The organism is uncultured Sphingomonas sp., from assembly GCF_913062585.1.
GTDB lineage: Bacteria > Pseudomonadota > Alphaproteobacteria > Sphingomonadales > Sphingomonadaceae > Sphingomonas.
In genome coordinates, this window is the sequence record NZ_CAJXWX010000006.1 from 103,140 (window position 1) to 127,885 (window position 24,746).

The 24,746-nt window shown below is 65.4% G+C and carries 16 protein-coding genes and 1 pseudogene; 7 read left to right on the forward strand and 10 right to left on the reverse strand.

Annotated features, from left to right (window positions below; translation table 11 throughout):
• Positions 1 to 261 precede the first annotated feature (261 nt).
• Positions 262 to 1,854, forward strand: a complete 1,593-nt coding sequence (gene rtcR, locus QZ546_RS06435; RefSeq protein WP_294235759.1) for an RNA repair transcriptional activator RtcR — start codon at positions 262 to 264, stop codon at positions 1,852 to 1,854.
• 29 nt (positions 1,855 to 1,883) lie between these two features.
• On the opposite strand, the pseudogene QZ546_RS06440 reads toward rtcR, so the two are convergent.
• A pseudogene (locus QZ546_RS06440) lies at positions 1,884 to 2,426 on the reverse strand (phenolic acid decarboxylase).
• Between the two features lie 22 nt (positions 2,427 to 2,448).
• Positions 2,449 to 3,234, reverse strand: coding sequence for a class III extradiol ring-cleavage dioxygenase (locus QZ546_RS06445; RefSeq protein WP_294235760.1), 786 nt, complete (start codon positions 3,232 to 3,234; stop codon positions 2,449 to 2,451).
• A gap of 92 nt (positions 3,235 to 3,326) precedes the next feature.
• Between QZ546_RS06445 and QZ546_RS06450 the strand changes: the two genes are divergently transcribed.
• From QZ546_RS06450 to QZ546_RS06470, 5 genes are all read left to right on the forward strand, one after another.
• Positions 3,327 to 4,232 carry a LysR family transcriptional regulator gene (locus QZ546_RS06450; protein ID WP_294235761.1) on the forward strand — a complete coding sequence of 302 codons (906 nt, stop codon included), beginning with the start codon at positions 3,327 to 3,329 and terminating at the stop codon, positions 4,230 to 4,232.
• 358 nt (positions 4,233 to 4,590) lie between these two features.
• Positions 4,591 to 5,514: a VacJ family lipoprotein gene (locus QZ546_RS06455; protein WP_294235762.1), complete on the forward strand. Its 924-nt coding sequence runs from the start codon at positions 4,591 to 4,593 to the stop codon at positions 5,512 to 5,514.
• 778 nt (positions 5,515 to 6,292) lie between these two features.
• A complete protein-coding gene (locus QZ546_RS06460) occupies positions 6,293 to 9,214 on the forward strand; it encodes a TonB-dependent receptor (RefSeq protein WP_294235763.1) in 2,922 nt (973 codons plus the stop codon).
• 127 nt (positions 9,215 to 9,341) lie between these two features.
• Positions 9,342 to 9,923, forward strand: coding sequence for a pseudouridine synthase (locus QZ546_RS06465; RefSeq protein ID WP_294235764.1), 582 nt, complete (start codon positions 9,342 to 9,344; stop codon positions 9,921 to 9,923).
• A gap of 135 nt (positions 9,924 to 10,058) precedes the next feature.
• Entirely contained in the window at positions 10,059 to 10,889 is an 831-nt protein-coding gene (locus tag QZ546_RS06470; protein ID WP_294235765.1) for a 23S rRNA (adenine(2030)-N(6))-methyltransferase RlmJ, read from the forward strand.
• A 545-nt stretch (positions 10,890 to 11,434) separates the two neighbouring features.
• On the opposite strand, the gene QZ546_RS06475 is transcribed toward QZ546_RS06470, so the two are convergent.
• From QZ546_RS06475 to QZ546_RS06500, 6 genes are read right to left on the reverse strand one after another with little or no spacing between them, the layout of a single operon-like run.
• Positions 11,435 to 13,474: a M3 family metallopeptidase gene (locus tag QZ546_RS06475; protein WP_294235766.1), complete on the reverse strand. Its 2,040-nt coding sequence runs from the start codon at positions 13,472 to 13,474 to the stop codon at positions 11,435 to 11,437.
• 30 nt (positions 13,475 to 13,504) lie between these two features.
• Positions 13,505 to 14,350 carry a hypothetical protein gene (locus QZ546_RS06480; protein ID WP_294235767.1) on the reverse strand — a complete coding sequence of 282 codons (846 nt, stop codon included), beginning with the start codon at positions 14,348 to 14,350 and terminating at the stop codon, positions 13,505 to 13,507.
• Positions 14,347 to 14,670, reverse strand: coding sequence for a thioredoxin domain-containing protein (locus QZ546_RS06485; protein WP_294235768.1), 324 nt, complete (start codon positions 14,668 to 14,670; stop codon positions 14,347 to 14,349). Before QZ546_RS06485 ends, QZ546_RS06480 begins: the two co-directional genes overlap by 4 nt.
• A gap of 49 nt (positions 14,671 to 14,719) precedes the next feature.
• Positions 14,720 to 16,522, reverse strand: a complete 1,803-nt coding sequence (locus QZ546_RS06490) for an ABC transporter ATP-binding protein/permease (protein ID WP_294235769.1) — start codon at positions 16,520 to 16,522, stop codon at positions 14,720 to 14,722.
• Between the two features lie 17 nt (positions 16,523 to 16,539).
• Positions 16,540 to 18,849, reverse strand: a complete 2,310-nt coding sequence (locus QZ546_RS06495; RefSeq protein WP_294235770.1) for a TonB-dependent receptor — start codon at positions 18,847 to 18,849, stop codon at positions 16,540 to 16,542.
• 58 nt (positions 18,850 to 18,907) lie between these two features.
• Positions 18,908 to 21,640 carry a pitrilysin family protein gene (locus QZ546_RS06500; protein WP_294235771.1) on the reverse strand — a complete coding sequence of 911 codons (2,733 nt, stop codon included), beginning with the start codon at positions 21,638 to 21,640 and terminating at the stop codon, positions 18,908 to 18,910.
• 95 nt (positions 21,641 to 21,735) lie between these two features.
• On the opposite strand from QZ546_RS06500, the gene QZ546_RS06505 reads away from it, so the two are divergent.
• Entirely contained in the window at positions 21,736 to 23,163 is a 1,428-nt protein-coding gene (locus QZ546_RS06505) for a PLP-dependent aminotransferase family protein (protein WP_294235772.1), read from the forward strand.
• 561 nt (positions 23,164 to 23,724) lie between these two features.
• On the opposite strand, the gene QZ546_RS06510 is transcribed toward QZ546_RS06505, so the two are convergent.
• A complete protein-coding gene (locus QZ546_RS06510; protein ID WP_294235773.1) occupies positions 23,725 to 24,159 on the reverse strand; it encodes a YbaN family protein in 435 nt (144 codons plus the stop codon).
• A complete protein-coding gene (locus QZ546_RS06515) occupies positions 24,143 to 24,691 on the reverse strand; it encodes a biliverdin-producing heme oxygenase (RefSeq protein WP_294235774.1) in 549 nt (182 codons plus the stop codon). The genes QZ546_RS06510 and QZ546_RS06515 overlap by 17 nt, the downstream gene beginning before the upstream one ends.
• Positions 24,692 to 24,746: the final 55 nt, after the last annotated feature.

Sequence of the window (24,746 nt, forward strand, 5' to 3'; positions counted from 1 at the left end):
GCCCGCAACGCTAAGCCCTGTCGGCTTTCAGGGCGGTCGGCCCATTCCGACCGCCCCTGCCGCCCATCGGATCGTTCCATGTCATGCGATCCGACATGCCAGGCTTAGCCAGAAGCGTGCCAAACAGGCTGACGACGCGCCGAAATCACATCAACTCCTGGAATAAACCGTATTTTCTTCTGTGCCGCCAAGACCGTGGCGGACTAGCGCGATCCGCCGATCCTGATCGACAAGGATCGCATCTTATCCCATAGTATCGTCATGCGCCCAACCGTCGTTTTCGGCTTTCTCGGCTCCACGCTCGATGCGAGCAAGTTCGGCCCCTCGCGCTGGACCAAGTGGCGGCCGACCGTGGGCCTGACCATGCATGAGGATTTGCGGGTCGACCGGCTGGTCCTGTTGCACGGTACCCAGCACCAGCGGCTGGCCGACTATATCGTGGAGGACATCGCCTCGGTCTCGCCGGAGACGCAGGTCGAACCGCGCATCCTGGACTTCGCCGATCCGTGGGATTTCGAGGAGGTCTATGGCAAGCTGCTCGACCTCGCCCGCGCCTATCCGTTCGATCCGGAGGCGGAGGATTATCTGGTCCACATCACGACCGGCACCCATGTCGCGCAGATTTGCCTCTTCCTGCTGACCGAGGCGCATTATCTGCCCGGCCGCCTGCTCCAGACGCAGCCGGCCCGTGGGGCTGGTGGCGCGGCTGGGACGTGGAACGTCATCGACCTGGACCTGTCCCGCTACGACAGCATCGCCACGCGCTTTGCTGCCGACAGCGCCGAGAGCGCCAGCGTCCTGAAATCGGGCATCGACACGCGCAACGCGGCCTTCAATGCGATGATCGACGAGATCGAGCAGGTCGCCGTCCGCAGCCGCGCGCCCTTGTTGCTCATGGGACCCACCGGCGCGGGCAAGAGCCAGCTCGCCCGGCGCATCTATGAGTTGAAACGGGTCAAGCGACAGGTGAAGGGGCCGCTGGTCGAGGTGAACTGCGCGACGCTGAAGGGCGACAGCGCGATGTCGGCCCTGTTCGGCCACCGCAAGGGCGCCTTCACCGGCGCCGCTGCGGACCGTGCCGGGCTGCTGCGCACGGCGGACACTGGCGTGCTGTTCCTCGACGAGATCGGCGAACTCGGCCTTGACGAACAGGCGATGATCCTGCGTGCGATCGAGGACAAGCGCTTCCTCCCCGTGGGCGCCGACAAGGAGGTGGAGAGCGATTTCCAGCTGATTGCCGGCACCAACCGCGACCTGGCCGCCGGTGTGGCGGCAGGTACGTTCCGCGACGATCTTTATGCCCGGCTGAACCTCTGGACCTTCGCCCTGCCAGGTCTTGCCGAGCGTCGCGAGGATATCGCGCCCAATCTCGACTATGAACTCGATCGCCACGCCGAGCGGGAGGGCGACCGCATCACCTTCAACAAGGAAGCGCGCGACCATTATCTCACCTTCGCGACGAGCGCCGAGGCGCGCTGGCCCGGCAATTTCCGCGATCTCGCCGCCAGCGTCACGCGGATGGCGACGTTCAGCCCGTCGGGGCGGATCAATGTCGACTGCGTCACCGCTGAGATCGCACGGCTCAAGCGCCTATGGACGGGCGGGGCGGACGCGCCCGATGTACTCGCCGATCTGCTGTCAACCGAGCAGTTGGACGCGCTGGACCCGTTCGATCGGGTCCAACTGGCGCATGTCGTTGCGACGTGTCGCGCGAGCCGGTCCCTGTCCGACGCCGGACGCACCCTGTTCGCCGCCTCCCGCCGCCAGCGCACCTCGACCAACGACGCCGATCGCCTGCGCAAATATCTGGCGCGGTTCGACCTGAACTGGGCCGATCTGGTCGGCGATCGCTGACCCGGCGGGGACGGCGGGCGGGTATCGGCTCAGTTCGTCCGGTCGAGAAAGCCGTCGGGCAATTGGCCCGGCGCGGCGTCGATGACCGCGTCATTGTCGGGGCCGCGCTGTTCCATGAACGTGATCTTCGCGAACTCGCCGATGACGACATAGGGGTAGGCCGGCCCTTCGTCGCGGAACCGCTCCATGTCGGGGATGAAGTCGTTCTGATGGCAGATCGTCTTTTCGGGATGCTGCCCCTCGCCCGCTATCCATTGCGGAAAGAAGATAGTCCCGTGGATCAGCCGCCGCTCGATATCGAAGTACAGGCTGACACAGGTGCCGGTCGGCTCGTGCCAGTCGGCCTTGTACATGCCGGGGGCCAATTGGACGAGGTTCATCGCTTGGTGCGTGACCCAGCGACCGCCGACCAGCCCCTGGTGGATGCGATAGTCGCAGGTCGTCGCGTTGCGCGCATACTATTCATACCGCCACCCATTGGCGTAGGTGTAGATGAAGTGGTGGCCGACAAAGGCGGCCAGGTCCTGCGGCAGGCCAAGATCCGTTTCCATGCTCATATTCATGCTCCTCATGGTTTGAAATTACGGCTGGCGATCAATCGAAGCGGAAGCCCGAGATCGCCGTTTTCAGGACGTTTTCGTGATAGACGCGCGTGCCGGGACCATCGGCTGCACCGGCCGCGACCATCAGCGGCAGCAGATGCTCGGCCTTGGGATGGGCGATGCGCGCGGCGGGTGCGCCTTCCCAGTTCGACAGCGCCGCCGCCCGCTCCGGCCCCGGGCGCGACACCGCCGCGTCCAGCCAGGCATCAAAGGCTTCGCTCGGCGCGGTGAAGCGCGGATCGCCATAGCCGCGCATATTGTGGAAACTCATGCCCGAGCCGAGGATCAGCACGCCCTCGTCGCGCAGCGCCGCCAGCGCCTGGCCCGCCGCGACATGCTGGGCGGGGTCCAGCGCCCGGTCGACCGACATCTCGACCACCGGGATCGCCGCATCGGGCAGCGCGACCTTCAGGGGGATGAAGACGCCGTGATCGAGCCCCCGCTCGGGGTCGACCGTCGCGACGAAACCCGCATCGCGCAGCAGCCCCGCCGCCCGCGCCGCCAGCGCGGGCGCGCCCGGCGCGTCATAGCGCAGCTCATAGGTGTGGGGCGGGAAGTTATAATAGTCGTAGAGCAGCGACGGCCGCTCCGCCCCCGTAAAGGCGAAGCCCTCCGTCTCCCAATGACCGGAGACAACCAGGACGGCACCCGGCCGTTTGGGCAGGCTGGTGGGCAGGTCGCGCAGGAACGCCGCCATGCCGGTCCAGATGCCTGCGGGATCCTCCATGAAAAAGCAGGGTCCACCGCCATGGGGAATGAAAAAGCTGGGCTGTCGCATCGGTCGTCCTTTCGAAACATCAGATGGCATCGCTCCGCGTCGATGATAATAGGCGCATTCGGAACTTCACTTTCTACTCTTGGTGTAAAATCATGGACCGATTGACGAGCATCGAGCTTTTCGTCCGCGCCATTCGCAGCGGCGGCCTTTCGGCGGCCGGGCGACAGATGGGCATGTCACCGACCATGGCCGGGCGACATCTCGACGCGCTGGAGGCGCGACTGGGCACGACGCTCGTCACCCGGACGACCAGGCGGCTGGTCCTGACCGAGGCGGGGACGGCCTATCTGGCGCGGGCAGAGCGTATCCTGATGGATCTGGCGGAGGCCGATGCGGATGCATCCGCCTCATCGCGAAAGGTCGAGGGGTTGTTGCGCGTCAGCGCGCCGATGACGTTCGGGACGATGCATGTCGCCCGGCTCGCCGCGGCGTTTCGCGAGCGGCATCCCGGCGTCACCATCGAACTGGGCCTGGGCGATCGTTATGTCGATCTGGTCGAGGAACGCTGGGATATGGCAATCCGCATCGGTCGACTGGCGGACAGCAGCCTGGTCGCGCGGCGACTTGCCCCCATGCGGCTCGCGATCTGCGCCGCCCCCGCCTATCTGGCGCGATATGGCACGCCGGAGCGGGTGGAGGATCTGGCCGAGCATGTCTGTCTGGGCTTCACCTTGAACGAGCTGACCGGGGCTACCGCCTGGCGGTTCGGCACGGACGGCGGCAGGCGGGTATCGGTGCAGGGATCGCTCTATGCGAATAATGGCGAGGCGCTGGTAGTGGCGGCGGTGGCGGGCCAGGGGCTGGTCTATGGCCCGCGCTTCATCGCGCAGCCGGCGCTGGATCGCGGCGATCTGGTCGAGGTGACGCTGGCCGAGCCGCTGGCCGATCTGGACGGCGTCTTCGCGGTGACGCATCCGACCCGCCACCCCCTGGCCAAGACCCGCGCCTGGATCGATTTCCTGATCGAGGAAATCCCGCTGCTGGCGGGCGCCTGGTAGGGTCGCCCTCCCCCAAGTTCGCCCGTCCCAGACGCGGGCGACGGAGAATTTGCAGACTGTGACGTCTCGGGACGAGGAAACCGTAAAAAACCGCCGACCGGGACTGAGGTCGCACAGCTTCGGCAACGTCCTTGTATCGAAGGACGCGAGCGGGCGCGACCTCGCTGCACAGGACCGGCCGATGACGATTGCGAGCACGACGCTATCCACCCAGCGCCGATCGGCAGTGGACAACGCTTGCTTCCAGTCGCTGCTCACATCACCGGCGTCATAGGCATCATCCCATGGTCAATCGGCTGCATAGAGCGATTTCCGTCCCGACCGTCGCTCCCATCACGACCCCGTCAGGAATTTCGTCTTGATCGCGTTCTCCCTGCTGGCCGCGCTGGCCGTCTCGCCCCTCCCGGCCGGAGAACCGATACTCCGGGCGTCGGATTTCGACGGGGACAGCGTGGCGATCACGATCGAGCGCGTCCAGGCCTTCGAGCCACCAAAGGCTGACGCCCCAGCCGCCACCGTCACCACGCCCGGTGACGGGGCCGAGTTCATCGTCGTCGCAAGCCGACGCAGCGCCGACGATCCCCTGCGGTCGATGAACGCCATGTCCTTCGAACTGACCGAACAGGTCGACAATGCCGTCGTGGCGCCGGTTTCCCTGGCCTATAAACAGGCCACGCCGGCGCCGATCCGCAGCGGGCTGCGCAATTTCTTCGCCAATCTGCGCGAGCCGGTGGCCTTCGCCAACTTCGTGCTGCAGCATAAATTCGGCAAGGCGGCGGAAACCGTGGGGCGGTTCGCGATCAACTCGACGATCGGGCTGGCGGGCGTCATGGACGTCGCCCGGCGATGCCCGTTCAACCTTCCCCGGCGCCCGAACGGCTTTTCGGACACGCTGGGCTTCTACGGCGTCAAGCCGGGCCCCTATCTGTTCGCGCCCCTGATCGGGCCGACGACGCTGCGCGATCTGGTCGGCGGCGCGGTCGACGGTATCGTGTCGCCGGTCGCGATCGGCGGCCCTTTCCGCAACCGCGCCTATATCATCGCCAGCAACATCTTCCGTACGATCGACCGTCGCGCCGAGATGGACGAGGAACTGGCCGAGATGCGCCAGCAGGCCGATCCCTATGCCGCCCGGCGGGATCGCTATCTCGAGCGACGTGCGGAACGGGTGCAGCGCCTGAAGGGGCTGGCCGACGCGGATGTGGCGGAAAGCCCCTATGGCCAGATCAAGGCCACCGCGACGCCCCAGTCCTGCCGGGGTCGCAGGACGGGAAGCCGATGACGATGCATCCGCCCAGGCGCTTCCGCCTCATGCCCCACGCCTCGGCATGGCGACGCGGTCTCGCCGACGTCATCCGTCTCACGACGCCAGCCCGTCCGAACCCGATCGACAACAGGACGATCATGCGACTTCTTGCCTTTTGCCTCGCCTCACTCATTCTATCGGCGACGCTGATCCCGAACACGGCGACGGGGCGCGACCGGCCCCGGCTTTCCTGTCATCGGGAATTGGTAAGCGGCTGCCAGGACGGGCGGCCAGTCTTGCCCTGACACGCGTCTCGCCACCGTGTTGCGGCCAGCATAGGGACGGCCACCGCGATATAAGTGTGATGCCTGCCAAACGGTGCAGTCCCGCACCTGCCATGCCGTTTGCCGGGAAACGCCAGCTCGGCACGCCGAAGATCAGGCCGCGTCGATCAGCATTGTCTCTGGCGTATAACCGAGACGATCCGCGAAAGATGAACAGGAAAAATCAGAATACGCATCTAAATACGTTAAAATTATTTCATGAAGCTTTTATGCAATTGTCGTTACCTCACAAGACAACATATTTGATACGGCCAAGTATCATTGCGCGCATCTATATTTCACGATTGCCCTCGACCGTGCCAAATGCGCCACATCTCTTCAAATAGATGCGCATGAAAATTCCTTAAATTTACAGAAGCGGGGTGTGGCGATTTTATTACGCCATGTTTCTCGGGCCAGCCATGGCCGAGGACTGGATTTTGGCCTGAGGACGGGATCGCACCGCGCCTCGGCAGAGTAAGGATCGCGTCATGAGCATCAATATCACATCCGCCCGCCGCCTGTTGCGTACCGGGACCAGCCTGCGCTCGTCCGCCTTGGCCGGGATAGGCCTTGGTGCGGCCCTGTTGGCCAATCCGGCATCGGCGCAGACGGTTCAGGGTCAGGCCACGGCCGACCCCACGCCCCCATCGGCCACGAGCGATATCGTGGTGACGGGCTCGCGCATCCAACGCCCCGACCTTCAAAGCAGCAGTCCGGTCGCGACGATCAGCGCAGGCGAGTTGCAGGCCACCAATACCGTCACGGCCGAATCCTATCTGTCCTCGTCGCCGCAATTCGTGCCCGCGACGACCGGCACGACCAACAACGGCAATGGCGGCACCGCCACCATCGACCTCAGGGGCCTGGGACCCAAGCGCACGCTCGTACTGGTCGACGGGCGCCGCATGGTGCCCTCCGACATCGGCGGCGCGGTCGATATCAACGCGATCCCGACCGTCCTCATCAAGCGGGTCGATGTGCTGACGGGCGGCGCCTCCGCCGTTTACGGCGCCGATGCGATCTCCGGCGTGGTCAATTTCGTGCTGGACGACAAGCTGGAGGGCGTTCGCGCCGATGCCAGCTCGCAAGTCACCGGCTATGGCGATGCCGCGCAATATAATCTGGGCGCGGCCGCGGGCCTGAAGTTCGGCAATGACGGGGCCGGTCACTTCGTCATCGCGGGGCAATATACCAAGCGCGACGGCGTCTATCAGTCGGCCCGCGGCTATTCCGCGCAGAATCTCGACGCCAATCTGAAGCCCAGCGGCTCGAGCAACGCAACGCCGACGGTGATCGACATCAATTCGGGCCGCTATCAGATCAACGACGGCAGCCAGCCGGGCGGCACCGACAATTTCGTGCCCTATTACAAAGCCTATAACTTCAACCCCGCCAATTACCTGCAGGTGCCGCTGGAGCGGTACAATGCGACCGCGCTGGCCAGTTACAAATTCTCCGACGCGGCCGAGCTCTATGCACGCGGCAGCTACACGCGCAGCGACGTTACCGCGATCCTGGCACCGACCGCGACGGCCGGTTTCAACTTCACGATCTCGCCGAGCAATCCCTTTTTGAACGCTACCAATTCGGCACTGATCTTCGGCGATCCGCAGAACCTGAATGCCGACGGCACCGCCAATGTCGGCATCCGTCGCCGTGTGACCGAGACGGGTGGCCGTATCCAGGAGTTCACCAACGACACCTATTTCGGCATCATGGGCCTGCGCGGCGATTTCGCCGACAGCTTCCACTATGACGTGTTCGCCCAATATGGCCTGGCGAAGCGGCACGAAGCGCTGCTCAACGACCTCGACTATAACAAGACCGCCCAGGCGATCAACGCGACGGTCGGGCCGAACGGCACGCCGGTCTGCGTCAATCCGGCCAATGGCTGTGTGCCCGTCAACCTGTTCACCAGCCAGCCGATCTCGTCGGCGGCGCTGGCGTTCATCACCGCCAATGGCGCCCAGGATAATCGCTACACCCAGTTCGTCACCGGCGGCAATCTGTCGGGCGACCTGAACTTCCTGCAAAGCCCGCTGGCCGACAAACCCGCCGCGATCGCGCTGGGCGCGGAGTATCGCAGCGAGACAGGCAGCCAGTCGGTCGATGCCAATTACGGCTCGGGCAACCTGATCTATTACGGACAGGGCACGGCGGTTCCCGACGCGTCGTTCAACGTCAAGGAAGTTTACGGCGAGTTGCAGATGCCGCTGGTCACCGACCGGCCGTTCATCCGCGCGCTGAACTTCGAGGGTGGCGTGCGCTACTCGGCCTATACCAACAACACGGTGGCGGGCCGCAACCGATTGAACGCAGTGACGTACAAGCTCGGCGGCGACTGGAGCCCGATCGAGGGCCTGCGCTTCCGCGCCATCTTCAATCGCGCCACGCGCGATCCCAACATCGCCGAGTTGAACAGCCCGATCACCCAGGCCGGAACGGACGTGCTGGCGACGGATCCGTGCGCCAATGGCCGTCCGCAGGGCAATGCCACGCTGGCCGCCAAGTGCATCGCCCAGGGCGCGCCCGCGAATCTGGTCAATTCGGGCGTTATCCAGGACGTGACCGCCAACCAGACCAACATCAACGCCGGTGGCAATCCCGCCCTGCGGCCGGAAACCGCCAATACGCTGACCGCAGGCGCAGTGTTCTCGCCGCGCTTCGTCCCCGGCCTGAACGTCACGGTCGATTACTACCGGATGAAGGTCAACAACTACATCGCGTCCGATGGCTCGCAGGACATCGTTAACCAGTGCTTTAACAACAACATATCGTCCTATTGCAGCATGATCGTCCGCAACAATATCTCGGGTCAGCTCTCCGGCTCTCCCAACGCGAACGGGCAGTTCCCGGGCGTGACCGAGCAGTTGATCAACGTCGCCACGCTGAACACCAGCGGGATCGACGTGTCGGCCGACTATCGTTTCCATCTGAAGGGCGACACCAGCCTGACGCTGAGCATGGCGGGCACCTATGTCGACCAGTATAGGTTCAACCTGGGTGCACAGGCGACCCCGATCAACTGCGCCGGAAAGTTCGGCAACAGCTGTGCTGCGGTGTCGATCAATCCGATCCCGCGCTGGAAGCACCAGGCCTCGGCGGTGTTCGACCTGGGTGATGTCGCGATCGAGGGCCGGTGGCGCTATATCGGGCCGGTCGGCGCGGATGCCGGGACCCCGATCCTGGTCAGCCACATCCCGTCCTATTCGTATTTCGATACGAACATCAGCTTCAACGTGAACAAGCAATACACCTTCCGCCTGGGCGTCAGCAACCTGTTCAACATCAATCCGCCGATCGTCGGCGGCTCGGCAGGGAGCAGCGGGGCGAACTCGGCCAATACCTTCCCCAACGTCTATGACGCGCTGGGGCGGACCTTCTTCGCGGGCATCAGCCTGAAGCTCTGATCGAAGCAGGAACGGGATGGACTTCGAAACATCGGAGCCCATCCCGTATTCTTCCGGAAATCGGGGGCCCAGGGCTCGCCAACCGCCCGGTGCAGACAGGACGGCAGCCGAACGCTATGAGCGCCCCATGGCTCGGCTGCTCCTGTTCAACAAACCCTTCGGAGTCCTATCGCAATTCACCGACCGCGGATCGCCGACGGTGCGGTCGACCTTGTCGGACTTCATAGCCGTGAAGGGCGTCTATCCCGCCGGACGGCTCGATCGGGATAGCGAAGGCTTGTTGCTGTTGTGCGATGACGGGCGGCTGCAGGCGCGCATCGCCGATCCCCGTTTCAAGATGCCAAAAACCTATCTCGTTCAGGTCGAGGGCGATCCGCAGGAACCGGACCTGGAACGCTTGCGACAGGGCGTGGTGCTCAAGGATGGCATGACCCTGCCCGCCGATGTCGCGCGGATAGACGCGCCGGACCTGTGGCTGCGCGATCCGCCGATACGCCAGCGCAAGGCCATTCCCGACAACTGGCTGAAGATCACCATACGCGAAGGGCGCAACCGGCAGGTGCGCCGCATGACGGCGGCGGTCGGATTGCCCACGCTGCGGCTGGTCCGCTGGTCGATCGGCGACTGGTCCGTCGCCGGGATCGCGCCGGGCCAGTTCGAGGAGGCTGTACCCTTAGGCAAGGCGAGTGGCGGGATACGCGACCGCTGACGCCGCCCGGCTGGCGGATCAGGGCCGTCCCGGTTGCCGCCGACCGCGAAAACTGGTTTGAGACGGCGCTCGAAGAGGCTGTGACGCCATGCGGCCAGCTCCTACAAAGGCCAATCGGCAGGGTTTTGGATCGCCATGAATTATCGCCATTCCTTCCACGCGGGCAACAGCGCCGATGTCGTGAAGCACGGCCTGCTGATCGCCCTTGTCCGGGCCTTGCAGCAGAAGCCGGGCGCGTTGACCCTGATCGACACCCATGCCGGCTGCGGGCTCTACGACCTTGGCGGCGAGCAGGCGCAACGCACGGGCGAAGCCACCCAGGGCGTGGTGCGCGCCTTTGCCGACACGAACCCCTTGCTGGACGATTACCGCGCCGCCGTACGGGCCGTGAATGACGGCGGCGAGCCGCGCCTCTACCCAGGCTCGCCGCAGTTCCTGGCCCAGCTTCTGCGCGAGCAGGACGTGTTGATCCTCAACGAAAAGCATCCCGAGGACGCGCGCGCCCTGCGCGGCGCGATGCGCGGTACGCCGGCGGCCGTTCATGAGCGCGATGCCTATGAGCTGTGGCTGGCGATGCTCCCGACCCGGACGCCGCGCGGCGTCGTGGTGGTCGATCCCCCCTATGAGCAAACCGACGAGCGCGCCCGCATTGTCACCACCCTCGCCGCGGCTTACCGCAAATGGGCGCATGGCGTGACGGTCATCTGGTATCCGCTTAAAGACCGCACTACGCATCAGCAGTGGAAGGCCCAGTTGCGCCGGCTCGGCATCCCGAAATTCCTGGTCGTCGAGCATTGGCTGTACGATGCTGACGAGCCGGGCATTTATAATGGCGCGGGCCTCTTCATCGTCAATCCGCCCTATGCCTTCACCCAGGCGCTGCCGCCCCTGCTGGAAGCCCTCCGCGCCACGCTGGCTCCGGAAGGGCATAGGGGCGAGATAACCATTGACTGGTTGAACGCATAAATCAGGCTTGGTCGCAGATTGGATTGGCCGGACCCTTTAAAGTCCCGGCGCACCGTCTACCGATCGACCGGTCCGCCGCCAGTGCTGCACCGAGGAACAACGCAGATTGGATCAATCTCCCGATCGCAGCGGTGCATTGCCAGAGCGCCCAATCGCCATTTGGCCGATGCTTGTCACTTGCCGCGAGGACGGGCTGGCACGGCATGGCGACCAAGATCGGGCGTCAACCGATGGTCAGGCTGTTGCGCGCCATCATGGCGGCCAGTGCCGGGCAAGCCATTGACCGTGGCGATCATCGCTGGCGGGATCACGGGCGTGGAACTTGCCGCTGAGCTGACCGAAATCGCCGCGGCAGCCGAACGTTACGGGATTTCCGGTGCGTCGCAGCACATCCGGGTCATCCTGACCGAGTCCGGACCTCGCCCGCTCGGCATTTTCCCGGAAAAGGCTTCGGCACTGATGGACGCATTGGCGGACCTGAAGGGAACCCGCAACGAACAACGGGTGGTCGGCCTTACGCTGAAGGCCTTGGACGATGCGAATATCTATGCGCTTGGCGATTTCGCCAGCCCGCGACGCACCAGCAGACCAGAGAGATCGGCATCGCGACCGCGAAAGGCCCGAAAGCTCTCGGCTGCCGGACGGGTCGCGCCACGCGCCAGCACTTCGGCACGGAACGCCTTCCCGGTCGCGCGATCGACGATGCCGGCGTCGGCGAACTTCGCAAAGCCATCGGCGGCCAGCACCTCCGCCCACAGATAGCTGTAATAGCCCGATGCATAATTCATCGCGAAGATGTGAAGGAATGCGTGCGGGAAGCGGTGCCATGCGGGCGGGCGGATGACGGCGACCTCATCGCGCGCGGCCTCGATCACCGTGATGGGATCGTCGCCCAGCGTGCCCAGATGGAGGAGCAGGTCGAACAGGGCAAATTCGATCTGGCGGACGAGCGCCATGCCCGACTGGAAATGACGCGCGGCGAGCATGCGGTCGAACAGGTCGGACGGCAAAGGCGCGCCGGTGACATGATGGCCGGACATGCCGGTCAGCACGCCCTGATCCCAGGCGAAGTCCTCCATCAACTGGCTGGGCAGTTCGATCGCGTCCCATTCCACCCCGGACGTGCCGGCGATGGCGGGACGATCCACCTCGGTGAACAGATGGTGCAGGCAATGTCCCGTTTCGTGCAGCAGCGTGATGACCTCGCGATGCGACAGCAGCGCGGGCGCGTCGGCGCTGGCGGGCGAGAAATTGCAGGTCATATAGGCGACCGGCACCTGGCGCATATTGCCGTCGTTCACCCGCGGTCGCGCTCCGGCCATCCAGGCGCCGCCCCGCTTGCCCGGCCGTGCATGAAGATCGACATACAGGCCCGCAAAGACCCGGCCATCCTCGTCGACCGCATCGAAATAGCAGCTGTCGGGATGCGCCAGGGCGACGTCTTCGCGCCGGACGAAGCGGACGCCGTAGAGCTGCTCGATCAAGCCGTGCCAGCCGGTAAGGACGCGATCGACGGGAAAATAGGCGCGCACCTCTGCCTCGTCGATGGCATGGCGCTGTGCCCGCAAGCGATCGGATGCGAAGCCGATGTCCCAGGGTTGCAGGTCTTCCAGCCCCAATTCGGTCGCGGCGAAATCGCGCAGCGTCGCCATTTCGGCTTCTGCAAAGGGCCGCGCGCGGGCGCCGAGATCGCGCAGGAAGGTTAGCACCGCTGCGGCATCAGGCGCCATCTTCGTCGCCAGCGACCATTCGACCGAATCCGCAAAGCCCAGCAGATTGGCGCCCTCCCGCCGAAGCGCGACGATGCGTCCGATCCGATCGCTATTGTCGAACCGACCGGCATCGGGCCCCTGATCGGACGCGCGAGTATTGAAGGCGGCATAGACCCGTTCGCGCAGGCCGCGATTCTCGGCAAAGGTCAGGATCGCCGATACGCTGGGCTGCTGAAGCGTGACCAGCCAGCCATCCAGCCCCTGCATCCGAGCCGAGGCGGCAAGCATCGCCTTGTCACTGTGCGAGAGACCGGCGAGCATCGCCTCGTCGGTCACATGCTCGCTCCACGCGGCCGTCGCGTCGAGCACGGCGCTGGCGAAGCCATTGGACAGCGCCGCGAGTTCGACCGAGATTTCGGCAAAGCGCGCCCGCGCCTCGGGCGAAAGCGCGACACCGGCCAGGGTCGCGTTGCGGATCGCCCGCTCCACCGCCGCACGGTCCGCCTGCGGCAGGGACGCGAAGTCGGCGGTGGCCGCGAGCCTCACATAGAGGTCGTGGAGGTCGCGATTCTGCTGGATGCGCATGTTCGCCTCGACCAGCTTCACCTGCCCGGCATCATGCGCCTCGCGCAGGGCGGGGGTGTCCGCCACCGCCTGCAGATGCGACACGGCCGACCATAAGGCGTCGATCGCAACATTGCTGCGCTCGAGCGGCAGCCATGCGTCGGCAAAGCTTGCTGGCCTGGTCGCAAGCAGGGCTTCGACGGTCGCGTTCCGGTCCGCGATCACCGCCGAGACGGCGGGTCCGATCGCCTCCGGAGTGAGAGCGGCGAAGGGGGGCAGCGTCGTCGCGTCCGCGAGGGGATGGGTCATGACTTGTCCTGTGAAGAATGTTCGTCGGGATCAGGCGCCGGGCGACGCAAGATGCGCCAACACCAGGTCGGGCACGGTCTGGGCGCGGGCCCGATAGCGGGCATTGGAGCGTGCCAGCTGCCCCTCGAACGCGGCGGCGAGCGTCGGGTCACGGGTCCGGAACAAGGCCGGAATGTCGACACTCTGCCCGGTGTCCCGCAGCGGCTGGGTTTCCTGGTAGATCTCGTCCAGTTTGGCGTAGGCCAGCTCGCGCGACGCATCGCAGAATTCCGGGTCGGGCCGTCGGTTGACGTCCCTGAACCAGACCGAGAACAGCGTGGGCAGAACCGAGCTGCTGGTTGCAAGCGGCCAGCACGCGGTGACGCAGGCCGTCAAGGCGGTCCGCACGTCACTGGTTGGTGGCTCCTCCTCGGTCGCCTGGGCGATCCGGTTGCGCAAGTCCGCCCAGTCGCGTCGTGTCGGCGGGGTGCCGGACATTTCCGCCCGGTACAATTGCCGCAGCTCTGCATGATAGGCAGCGGCCAGCCGATCCGCCTCCATCGCCTCCAGGAGGTCGTGGACGATCCGTTCGGGCACCGCCGAAAGGTCCGCGCCCACGTCCACGGCGGTCACCCATGCCAGGGCCGTATCGACCGCCCGGTCTGGCGCGGCATAGGCCGTCATCGGATCGAGCAGGCCCGCCAGGGCCAGCGGATAGCCGAAGCGCGCCGCATAGTCGGCAACGTCGCCGCCCTGGGTCGAGACGCCGAGCGGCGTTCCCCCCTGCCCGTCCCATGCCGTCACCCCGAAACGCAGCGTCCCGTTCGCCGCATGGGTCGTCAGCCGATCGAGCAGTTCGGCCTTGACTGCGGGATCCCCGGTGAATGCGCCGGTCACAGATGCCGCTCGAGCCAGCTGGTCAGATCGGCCCGCGATCGGAACCCGATGATCCGATCGACCTCCGCCCCATCGCGGTACAGGGCCAGCGTCGGTAACGCCCGCACGGCGAACCGCTCCCCCAGTCCGGTGTCGGCCGCGATATCGGCCTTGCAGATACGCACCTCGCCCGCAAAATCATTCGCCAGATCGTCGAGGATCGGCGCGAGCGCCCGGCACGGTGCACAGTCTGGCGACCAGAGGTCGAACAGGGTCATTCCCTGCTGCGCGGTCATATCCGCAAAGTCCATGCCGGTGACGTCGGTAACCTTGTAAGCCATTACAGTTGTGATCCTTTGCGGCACCGATCGCGCCGTCCGCGACGCGACCTCAGCCGCGCCCTGTCGATGTTTCGATGGCGGCGGCATGGGCCCGGCCATCGGCGAAGGTGAGGATGTGCGTGTGGCGCGCCAGCAACCCCGCGTCATGGAGCACGCTGATGACCGTCGACCGCGGCAGGGCCTCGGCAACGCTGTCATAGAAGTGCCGCGCATTGTCGGCATCCAGCGCGCTGGTCGCTTCGTCGAGGACCACGACATCCGGGCGATGGAGCAGGATGCGGGCGAGCGCGATGCGCTGCTGCTCGCCGGGGGACAGTTCCTCCTGCCACAGGCGCAGGGCGTGGACGTCGTCGGCCAGATGATCCAGCCGCACGCGGTGCAGCAGAGCCCGGACCTCGCCATCGTCATGATCGGTTGCCGCATCGGGGAAGCAGATCGCCGCCTTGAGCGTCCCCAGCGGCAGGTAGAGCCGCTGCGGGACGAACATGGCGCGACTGTCGTTCGCCAGCGCGACGCGGCCCTGGCCGTCCGGCCAAAGCCCGGCGAGCGCACGGATCAGCGTCGACTTGCCGGTGCCCGAAGCGCCGCACAGCGCCCAGCGTTCGCCCGCGCGGACGGACCAGTCGCCGATGGTCACCATCGCCTCGCCATGCGGACGGTGGAGCGCCAATCCTTCGGTCGCCAGGACGATGCCGGGTGCCGTGCCCGCCCCGACGGCGATACCGGCCGGTCGCGCAGCGTTGAGCGCGTCGTCCAATCCCCTGATACGGTTGAAATAGCTGACCTGCTGACCGATCAGCTGATAGCTCTTCACGAAATAGCCGAGCTGCATACCCAACTGGCTGAAGGCCTGTTGTCCCGCCATCAGCTGCCCGAAGGACATGCCCCCCGTGAAATAGGTCGGCACCATGATGAACAGCGGCACCACCGTGCCCAGCCGGTCATAGACGCTGCCGGCCGCGGTCAGGCCCAGCGAGCTGTAGATGACCGAGCGAAAGTTCAGGCGCACCGCGTCGAAGGATCGCTCCAGCGCCTGCCGCTCGGTCGCGACCGCGTCGGCCAGGCCGATCTGCGGGGCATTGCGCCGGACGTGGATCAGCCCTGCGCGGAAATCCGCCTCGCGGTGCTGCTGGCGCATCATCGCGCGGACAAAGGGCTGACCGATCTTCGCGGTCAGATACGATCCGATCAGGGCATAACCGACCGCATACCATACCGTGCTGCCGGGAATGGAGAAGGCCGTGCCGCCCAGTGAGAAGCGGATCGGCGGTGCCGTTTCGAGCAGGATCATGGCGAAGGTGACGCCGCTGACGATCGCGCCGAGCAGCCGGAGGGCGATATGCAGCGCGCCGATCGACATGCCGACGGCTGCGGTGATGTTGTTCAGGTCTTCGGCGATCCGCTGGTCGGGATTGTCGATGATCCGCAACCGCTCGATCTCCGCATAACGGTTGCGGCGCATCCAGCGGTCGAGATAGTCGCGCGTCAGGAACGTCCGCCACCGGATCGACAACAGGCCGTCGATCAGATTCTCGGTCACGATCATCGCGACCTGCATCGCCATGATGCCGAGGAAGACGATCAGGAGCGGCAGCAGTTGGGCCTGGTCGCGCTGCTCGATCGCGTCGAAGAAATGGCGCTGCCACTGATTGGTCCGCAGTAGGATGAAAGCCGCGCCGAACTGGAAGAACAGCAGCACGACCAGCGCGAACCACGCGAACTTCCAGTCCGGCGACGTCCAGTAGCGGCTGACCAGCCGCCAGGCATCGCGCCAGCGGGCAGTCGCGGCCTGGGGTGGGGCGAGGCCCGTCTCGCGACGGACCTCCCCGGTTTGCGTGGGTTGCGGCATCATCGGCAGTAAGTCCTGGATCAGAAGAAGCGATAGCCGACCGTAAGCCGCCAGGTGCGCGGCTCGCCAAGCGGAACATAGCTGGTGGCACGTGTCGGGTTGTAATTTTGACGGTCGAACAGGTTGCGCACGCCGATGTTCAGGTCCAGCCGTCCGATCGACAGGAAGCCGTTCAGGTTCGCCTGCCACGCAGCCGGGATGGTGTAGAGGCCGCGCGTGTCGATGAAGGAACTCGACCGACCCGAGAAGCCGGCGCCAAGCCCCGCCTTCGTCTGGTCGGCGATGCGGTGCACATAGGACGCGTACAGATTGTAGATGTCGCGCGGTTGCGCGGCGACGACGCTGCCGATCCCCGTCGACGGCTTCAGGTAGCTATAGTCGGTGCGGGTGAACGCGCCGGTCAGCGTCAGGCCGCGCAGCGGTTCGCCCGAGACGTTGAGGTCGATCCCCCGACCCAACTGGCCGGGCACCGCGATGCTGAACGCCGGATTGACCGGATCACGATCGAGCAGATTGCTCTGACGCAGGCTGAACCAGGATGCGTTGATCAGCATCCGCTTGTGGAACAGATCCCATTTCACGCCGGTTTCGGCGTTACGCGACCGCTGGTCGGGCAGGCGATTGCCGAACCGGTCGAGTGTGGTGACCGGGACATAGCCGTAGGCGAGCGTGCCGAAGACCGAGAAATTCTCCGTGATGTCGACCACCGCTCCGTAATTGGGAACCGTCGATCCCACCTTGTTGCGGGACGTGCTGGGGCGGGTGCCGGTGATGACGCCGGAGATGTCCAGATCGGTGTGGCGCACGCCGGCCAGAAGGTGGATCGGCCCAAAGCCGACGAGATACTGGCCATAATAGCCGCGCTGATGGAAATCGAGGCTGGACGTTTCGCCGCCGAATTTGATCGCCAGCGGCCGCAACGTGGCGGGCGGTTGTTGCAGGAAATTATAGGGGAACATGCCCCCATCGCTGGAATAGAGCGCATTCACGGTCTGGCTGACGTCCGTATACCCCGCGACCAGCTTATGGGTCACGCTGCCCGTATTGAACGAGATCCGGGCGAAGGTGTCGAGCGCGTCGCCGTTCGACTTCTGGCGTACGCCGCTGGTCGACAATAGCAGCAGGCCGTTGTTGTTCAGCACCGCGAACGGCGAATATTGCTGAAGGTTGAAGGTCACGTTCTGATGCTGGTAGCGGCCGACGACCGTCAGCCAGTCGGTCAGCTTCTGGGTGATCTCGCCATTGAACTGGGTGGTGCCGATCCGCACCCCCTGATCCGGGCCGCCGACCAGTCGGCGCCCGCCCGGCAGGTCGAACGGCTGCTTCGTCGTGATGTTGTAGAGCGTATAGGGCACCATGCCGAACAACTGCGTGCCCAGCGTCGCCGAGACGATGATGTCGGTCGTCGCGTTCTTGAAGCGCAGAGAGGGCGCGAACAGATAGTCCTGGTCACCGCGATAGCCACCGAAATTATGGTCGGCGGTCGCGGCCGTGGCGATGATGCGGGCGCTGAAGCGCTTGTCGTCGGAGAGCGGGCGATTGGCGTCGAGGGTGCCGCGGATCAGGCCGAACGATCCGGTATCCATCGACACGTACAGGCGTTCCTCGGCGTTCGGCTTCTTCGTCACGATGTTGATCGTGCCGCCCAGATTGTCGCCTCCCAGCAGGATGCCGTCAGGGCCCTTCAGCACCTCGATCCGTTCGACATTCGCGAGCGACTGGGTAGTGCCGGCGGCGAAGCTGGAGTTCGATGCCGAGGGCAGGCCGTTGACTGCGCCCTGCGACGAAAAGCCGCGCACCGAATAGCCGACGCCGCCCTGGACCGTGGCGGTGTTGACGACGACGCCGCCCGCATTGGCCAGCGCTTCGGCGATCGTCTGCACCTGTTGCTGTTCCATCAGCTTGGCCGAAATGACCTGGGTGTTGCGCGCCTGGTCGCGCAGCGACTGGCCGAGGCGCGACGAGCTGGTGGCGCCGCGCACGATCACGCTGGTTTCCGCCTCATTGGGGCGGGCGGTTACGATCACGTCGTTCATGATCGTGATGATGCCTGCATCGTCGACGGCGACGGCGACCGGCAACCCCCGGGTCGCCTGAGCGACCGCATCGCGTTCCGACTGTGCGTTCTTGACCGGTCGCGCGATAATGCCCTTTACAGCATCCGGATCGATATTGAGCGGCTTGCCCCATTCCGCCGCAATCCGCTGCAAGGCCTCGCTCAGCGGCAACGCCGGCTGCGAATGGGTTTTCGCCTGCGCGAATGCCGTCCCCGGCGCGATGATGGTGGTCAGTGCCAGCAGGCTGGCGGTCGCGATATGGTGTTTCCTCATGATTCCATCCCCCTTCTGATAGAAATTCGGTCGCCCGGCATGCCGGGCGGCATCGGTGTCATCGCCCCAGCGGGACGACGACCGGCGTTCCCAGCTTCAGCTTCGCGAACTGGTCGCGAATGCGCTGCCAGTCGCCGACCAGGACCCAGTGCACGTCGTCCGGATTGGCCAACGGCCCCGCGCCGGCGTCGAGTTGGTCCAGTTTGAGCGCGCGCAACCGGTCCGGCTGCCGCACGACATCGTCATATGGCAGCTTTGCCGACTGCGCGTCGGCCATGGCCGCCAGAAGATCGCCGTCCCCCTCCAGCTTGGCGGCGTTCTGGTTCGCGGCGGCGGACACGATCCGGTCGAGCTCCGCCTGCTCGGGCGGACGGTCGCTGTTGAGGCTCCGCATCTCCCGGATGAGTTCCGCCACCGAATCGCCGCTGTGATCGCGGTCGACCGTACCGGCCAGGATCCAGCGCCTCTCCCCACGGGTATTGTAGAGCCCCGACCCGATGCCATAGGTCCAGCCCTTGTCGACCCGCAGGTTGCTCGCGATCCGCGCAGACGAGTTGCCGCCATAGACTTCGTTCGCCGCCATGGCGGCCGTCGCTTCGAAGCTGTCGGGACGATCCGCCCGCGGCAGGATGCGGCCGGCAAGGATATAGGTCTGTGATGCACCCGGCTTGTCGATGATCGTGATCGACGGCGTCGGCGTGCCCCGTGCGGGCGGGATGATCGGTGCGGGCACCGCCGGTCCGCGCGCGACCCACGATGCCAGCGCCTTTTCCAGCAACGGTCGCAGGGTCGCCATATCGGTGCGCGCCGCGACGTACAGCGTTGCATGGTCGGGGCGCACATGGCCCCGATACCATTCGCGAAGGGCAGCGGGATCGATCGCCTGCACCGCCGCGATGTCCGTCGCCGACGACAGCGGGCGGGCATAAGGGTGGCCGTCGCCATAGAGCGCCGAATAGAGCGCCCTATCGGCCATGGCATTGCCATTGGACTGTGCCGCGCTCAGCTGGTCGATCCGGGCCTTTTTCAGCGCGGCGACCGTCTCCGGCGTCAGGTCGGGCTTCGTCAGCAGGTCGCCGAGCAGCGCCACGCCGCCCGCCAGATCCGCCGCGTTCCAACCCATCGTCACATCGGAATGGTCGAGGTCGAGCGCACTGCCGATCCAGCCGTTCAGCCGCTCCGCCCGTTCGGCGCGGGCACGCTGGTCCGGCGTGGCGCCCTTTGCGGTCAGCAGGTCGAACGCGACCGGCGCGACATCGCGTGACACGCCGGCAAGACCGGCATCGTCGAAGCGCAGGCGCACGACATCGGTCATGGCCTCGGCGCGCGGTACCAGGACGACCTTCAGCCCGTTGGAAAGCTGCGTCTGCTCCACCGCCGGAAAGGCGATCGGCGCCATCGTCCCCATGGGCGGTGGCCCCTGCGTCAGATTGTAGCCGCCCGACATCGACTGCAATTTCGGTTTCGGCCGCGCGATCAGCCGATAGCCCGGGCTGCCATAGACCGGCGCGACCGCCTCGCGGACGCTCTCGGGCGTGGCATTGCGCAACTCGCGCAGATACGTCTCGGCATAATCGGGATCGGTCGTCTGTCCGGCGGCGCGTGCCAGCAGGAAGGCCTTGCCCGCCGTCGTTGCCTGCAATCCCATCAGATATTGGATGCGTGACGCCCGCGCCGCCTCCACCTCGTCGGGCGTAGGCCCTTCCGCCGCGTAGCGCGCGATGACCGCGTCGATCTCCGCTTCCGCCCGTGCCATCTGATCGGCGGGAATCCCGTCGACCACGAAACCCATCCGGCTCGACAATCGCCCCTCGTCGAAGGTCACGAAAGCGGAGGTCGCGATGCCCAGTTCCTCGACCAGCCGCCGATTGAGCCGCGACCGCGTGCCCGCCGCAACGATCTGCGCGGTCAGGTCGAAGGACGCGATGTCCGGCGATCCCTGGGGCGGCGCGATATAGGTCGCATAGATCCGCCCCTTCGGCACCGTCCGATAGACTTCGCGCCGGACCGGACCGGCGAGCGGCACGCTGCGCGTCAACAGCCGATCGAGCGGCAGGCGCGGGGCGAGGCCACCGAAATATTTCTCGACCAGCGGCCGCGCCTGTTCGCCGGTCACGTCGCCCGCCAGGATGAGCGTGACGTTCGACGGGCCGTAATAGGTGTCGAACCACTGCCGGGCCGTATCGACGGTCACGGCGTTCAGGTCGGCCTCTTCCCCGATGGTGCTGTGGTGATAGGGATGGTCGGCGGGATAAAGGTCGGCAAAGGTGATGGCGTCCGTGGTGCCGTCCGGCTGAGCGGCGCGCAGCCGCTTTTCGTTCAGCACGACGCCGACCTCACGCTTGATGCGCTCGGGCGTCAGCGCCGCGCCGATAAAGCCCATGCGGTCCGCTTCGAGAAACAGCACGCGCTCCAGCGCGGCGGTCGGGAACGTCTCGTAGAAGCGGGTCGTATCCTGGTTGGTGGCCGCGTTGTAATCCGATGCCCCAAGATCCCGCAGGGACTTCAGCGCATTCTGGTTCCAATGCTCGCTGCCGTCGAGCATCAGATGCTCGAACAGATGGGCGTAGCCGTGCTGGCCCGACTTTTCGTCCTTCGATCCGACATTGTACACCAGTGCCGCCGTGACGAGCGGTACGCGCTTGTTGGTCTGGACGACGACCTTCAGGCCGTTGGGCAGCGTAAATCGCGTGATCGGGTCCGTAATGGCCGGCCGCTGGGCAGCGGATGGCTTGGCCGGGGGCTGCGTGACCGCAACGCGTTGGGCCGGCGACGTTATCAAACCACCCATCGAAGCGGCGATAAGCGCAATAAATGGAAAGGATGTACCCATGCGTCGACATTACCGATTGCCGACGATTTGACTTCAGGCCAAAGTCAGAAATTATGAGCAGCCTGTCCTACCGGAATGACAAGGACAATTTCGATGAACCGCCCGCCCCCGAGCCGACGGAGGCCGAGGGCGGCCAGGTGGAACGCATCGTGCGTGCCGTCGCCCGTCGGATCAACGACGGGGAACTGATCGCCGATCAGCGGCTGCCCTCGATCCGGGCGATGGCCGCACAGCATGGCGTCAGTCGGGACACCGTACAGCGCGGTTATGACAAGCTGATTGCGGGCGGCCATATCTATGCCCGTCGTGGGGCCGGCTTCTACGTCGCGGCCCCGCCTGTCGCGCCGTTTCGCGAAGCGGTGCCCCGGCCGGCCGTGAACCTCGAGCCGTTCCAGCTCATCCACTCGAGCCTGCCGCCCGAGCGCTGTCCAGGCAGCGGCGTGCTGCTGCATGACGACGGTTCGATCGACGAACTGCACCGGGTCGTCCGGGGGGTGGCATCCAGCGGCTATCGCTTGGGCAGTTACGGCGATCCGGCCGGGTATATGCCCCTGCGTCAGGAGTTGCAGAACAAGCTGCGGATCGACGGGGTCGACGCGCCGCTTCCGTCGATCATGACGGTTCCCGGCTGCGTCGCGGGATTGAGCCTTATCGTCCGGGCCTTCATCCGGCAGCGTTCGATGGTGCTGATCGAGGATCCGGCCTCGTTCATCCACACATCGGTCCTGCTGGCCCAGGGGGCGGAAATCATGCGTATTCCCCGCGCGGCCGATGGCCCCGACCTGGACGTCCTGCGACTGCTGTGTGAGCGGTATCGCCCGACCATGTTCATCATGACATCGGTGCTGCAGAATCCGACGGGCAGTTCGATTTCCCTGCACAAGGCTCGCAAGCTGCTCGAGATCGCCGCCGAGTTCGAGATGACATTGGTCGACGACGCGAGCTATGCCGATCTGGCGGCGCCGGGTGGCCGGTCGGGTGTGCCGTTGATCGTGCTCGACCAGTTGGAGCATGTGATCCATGTCGGCGGATCGTCCCATATCCTGGCGCCCGAAGTCGGCCCCGGCTATATCGTCGCGAACGAAGCCAGAATGGGGATGTTGCGACTGTTCCGTCCGGTTCAGGGTCTCAACAACATGCTGATCCAGGAACGCACCCTTTATCGTTTTCTCAGCGACGGGTCCTATCGCCGGCGATGCGAGCGTATTCGTACGGGCCTGGCCCGACACACCACGACGGTCCGTCACGCTCTGGCGGCGATATCCTGTACGGTCGCGCCGACCTCTGGCGGGATGTTCCTGTGGGCCGACCTCGGCACCCTCAAGGACGGGACCGACATAGCAAAGGGCATGCTCCAGCAGGGTTTCCTGACCGCACCCGGCTCGCATTTCTTCGCGCCCAAACGCGCCAACACCCATATGCGGTTCAACGTCACGACGACGACCGCGGATGCCATCTCAGCGCTAGCCACCTGTATGTAGACCGAAATCGGCGTTCGCGCTTCAGCCAGCCATACCCGTCGCAGCTGGCTGCGCGTGACTACCGAATATCGCTGACGCATGTCGCGGCTCTTGAACCAAACACCTCTTGCAGGATCCGGCGCCATCGTAGCCACGGCACCGTTCCAGGCCATCCGCATCGTTGAAACATACCCTGGTCAGGCATCGCCGATGCACCGGACAAATTCGATCGGCTATGACAGACCCGGCCAGCTCCGTCTTCATGTGGTGCGGCGGCGATGTCGGCGTCCTTGGCGGGCTGCTCGAGAGGGTGGCTACCAGCATCCAATCGGGTCGTCGGAGAAACTGACGCACCAGGCCGACCAACTGGAACGCGGTCCTGAAGAGCACGAGGTGGACGCCGCGACTGCGGCGATGCCGACCGCTACCCGGGTACGGGATGCGGCAAGGCCATGCCGTAAACCGCTGTCCGATTATTTGTGCATGACAAACCGTGCGTCTGCCCAGACTTCGGCGGTACCATGCGGCCCATGGGAAAGGACGTCACCGAACAATGCGACTTTGGGCCCGCAGCGTTCCAGGTCATGCACCACGTCCGGCCGCAGCTTTGTTACCGGTCACCGGGCGGGTATAAATGTAAACGGCGCAGGCCGACATGATGAGCGCTGCGACGACAAATACGCCGACGGGCGGATCCGCGACCGTGAAGAAGATGGCATAGCCCGTCGCCATACCGCCGACAGCCATCGCCTTGGCGCGGCGGCTCATCGCCCCATCGCGTCGCCACGCGCGAAGGGTGGGGCCGCAGCGCGGATGGTCCAGCAACCATCGCTCCAGGCGCGGCGAGGAACGGGCGAAACACGCCGCCGCCAGGATCAGGAAGATGGTCGTCGGCATCAGCGGCAACAGCGCGCCGACGATCCCCAGCGCGACGCAGAAGATCCCCAGCGACAACCAGCCGACCCGCGCAAACCGCTTCAGCCGCCCATTCCCACCGGCGTTACGCAAAGCTGGCATCAGCCAGTCGCCGGACATGCGCGAAGGCGTCTCGCGCACCATTGAGCATCAAGGCGTCGTCCGTCTGATCCAGGTTCAGCGCATCGACCGCGCGGGTAAAATCCTTCCAATAGCGGCCGCGCCCTTCGGGATGACCGGCGAGATGGCGCGCGCCGAACCCCTCGCCAAGCCCCAGCGCCGCCGCCCGTTTCAGGAGCGATGCCGCGCCGAGCGTCGATCCCTCCGCGACCCACAACCATCCGATGGCGGCGGCCGAGTCGATCCGGCTGGCGTCGAACGGCGCCCGGTCTTCATCCACGGGTGGCGATCTACCCAGATCGCAAAGGTCCTGCCGTACCCGCTCCAACCGCCGCCGGGCGGGCAGGTCCAGCGAGGCAGGAAGGGGAAGAGCGCGGATATAGAGTCCGTCGATCGCTCGATGGAAACGATATTGCATCGTCAGCAACCGGACATAGTGATCGCGTGTCTGAAACGGCCCGGCAGAGATGATCCGGTCGTCCAGCCGGTCATGCGCGCTGCGGGTCGCCTGCATCAGCCGCTGGGAGCGCGAGAGGGCTCGGGTGGAAGCGACCGCAGCAGAACCGGAA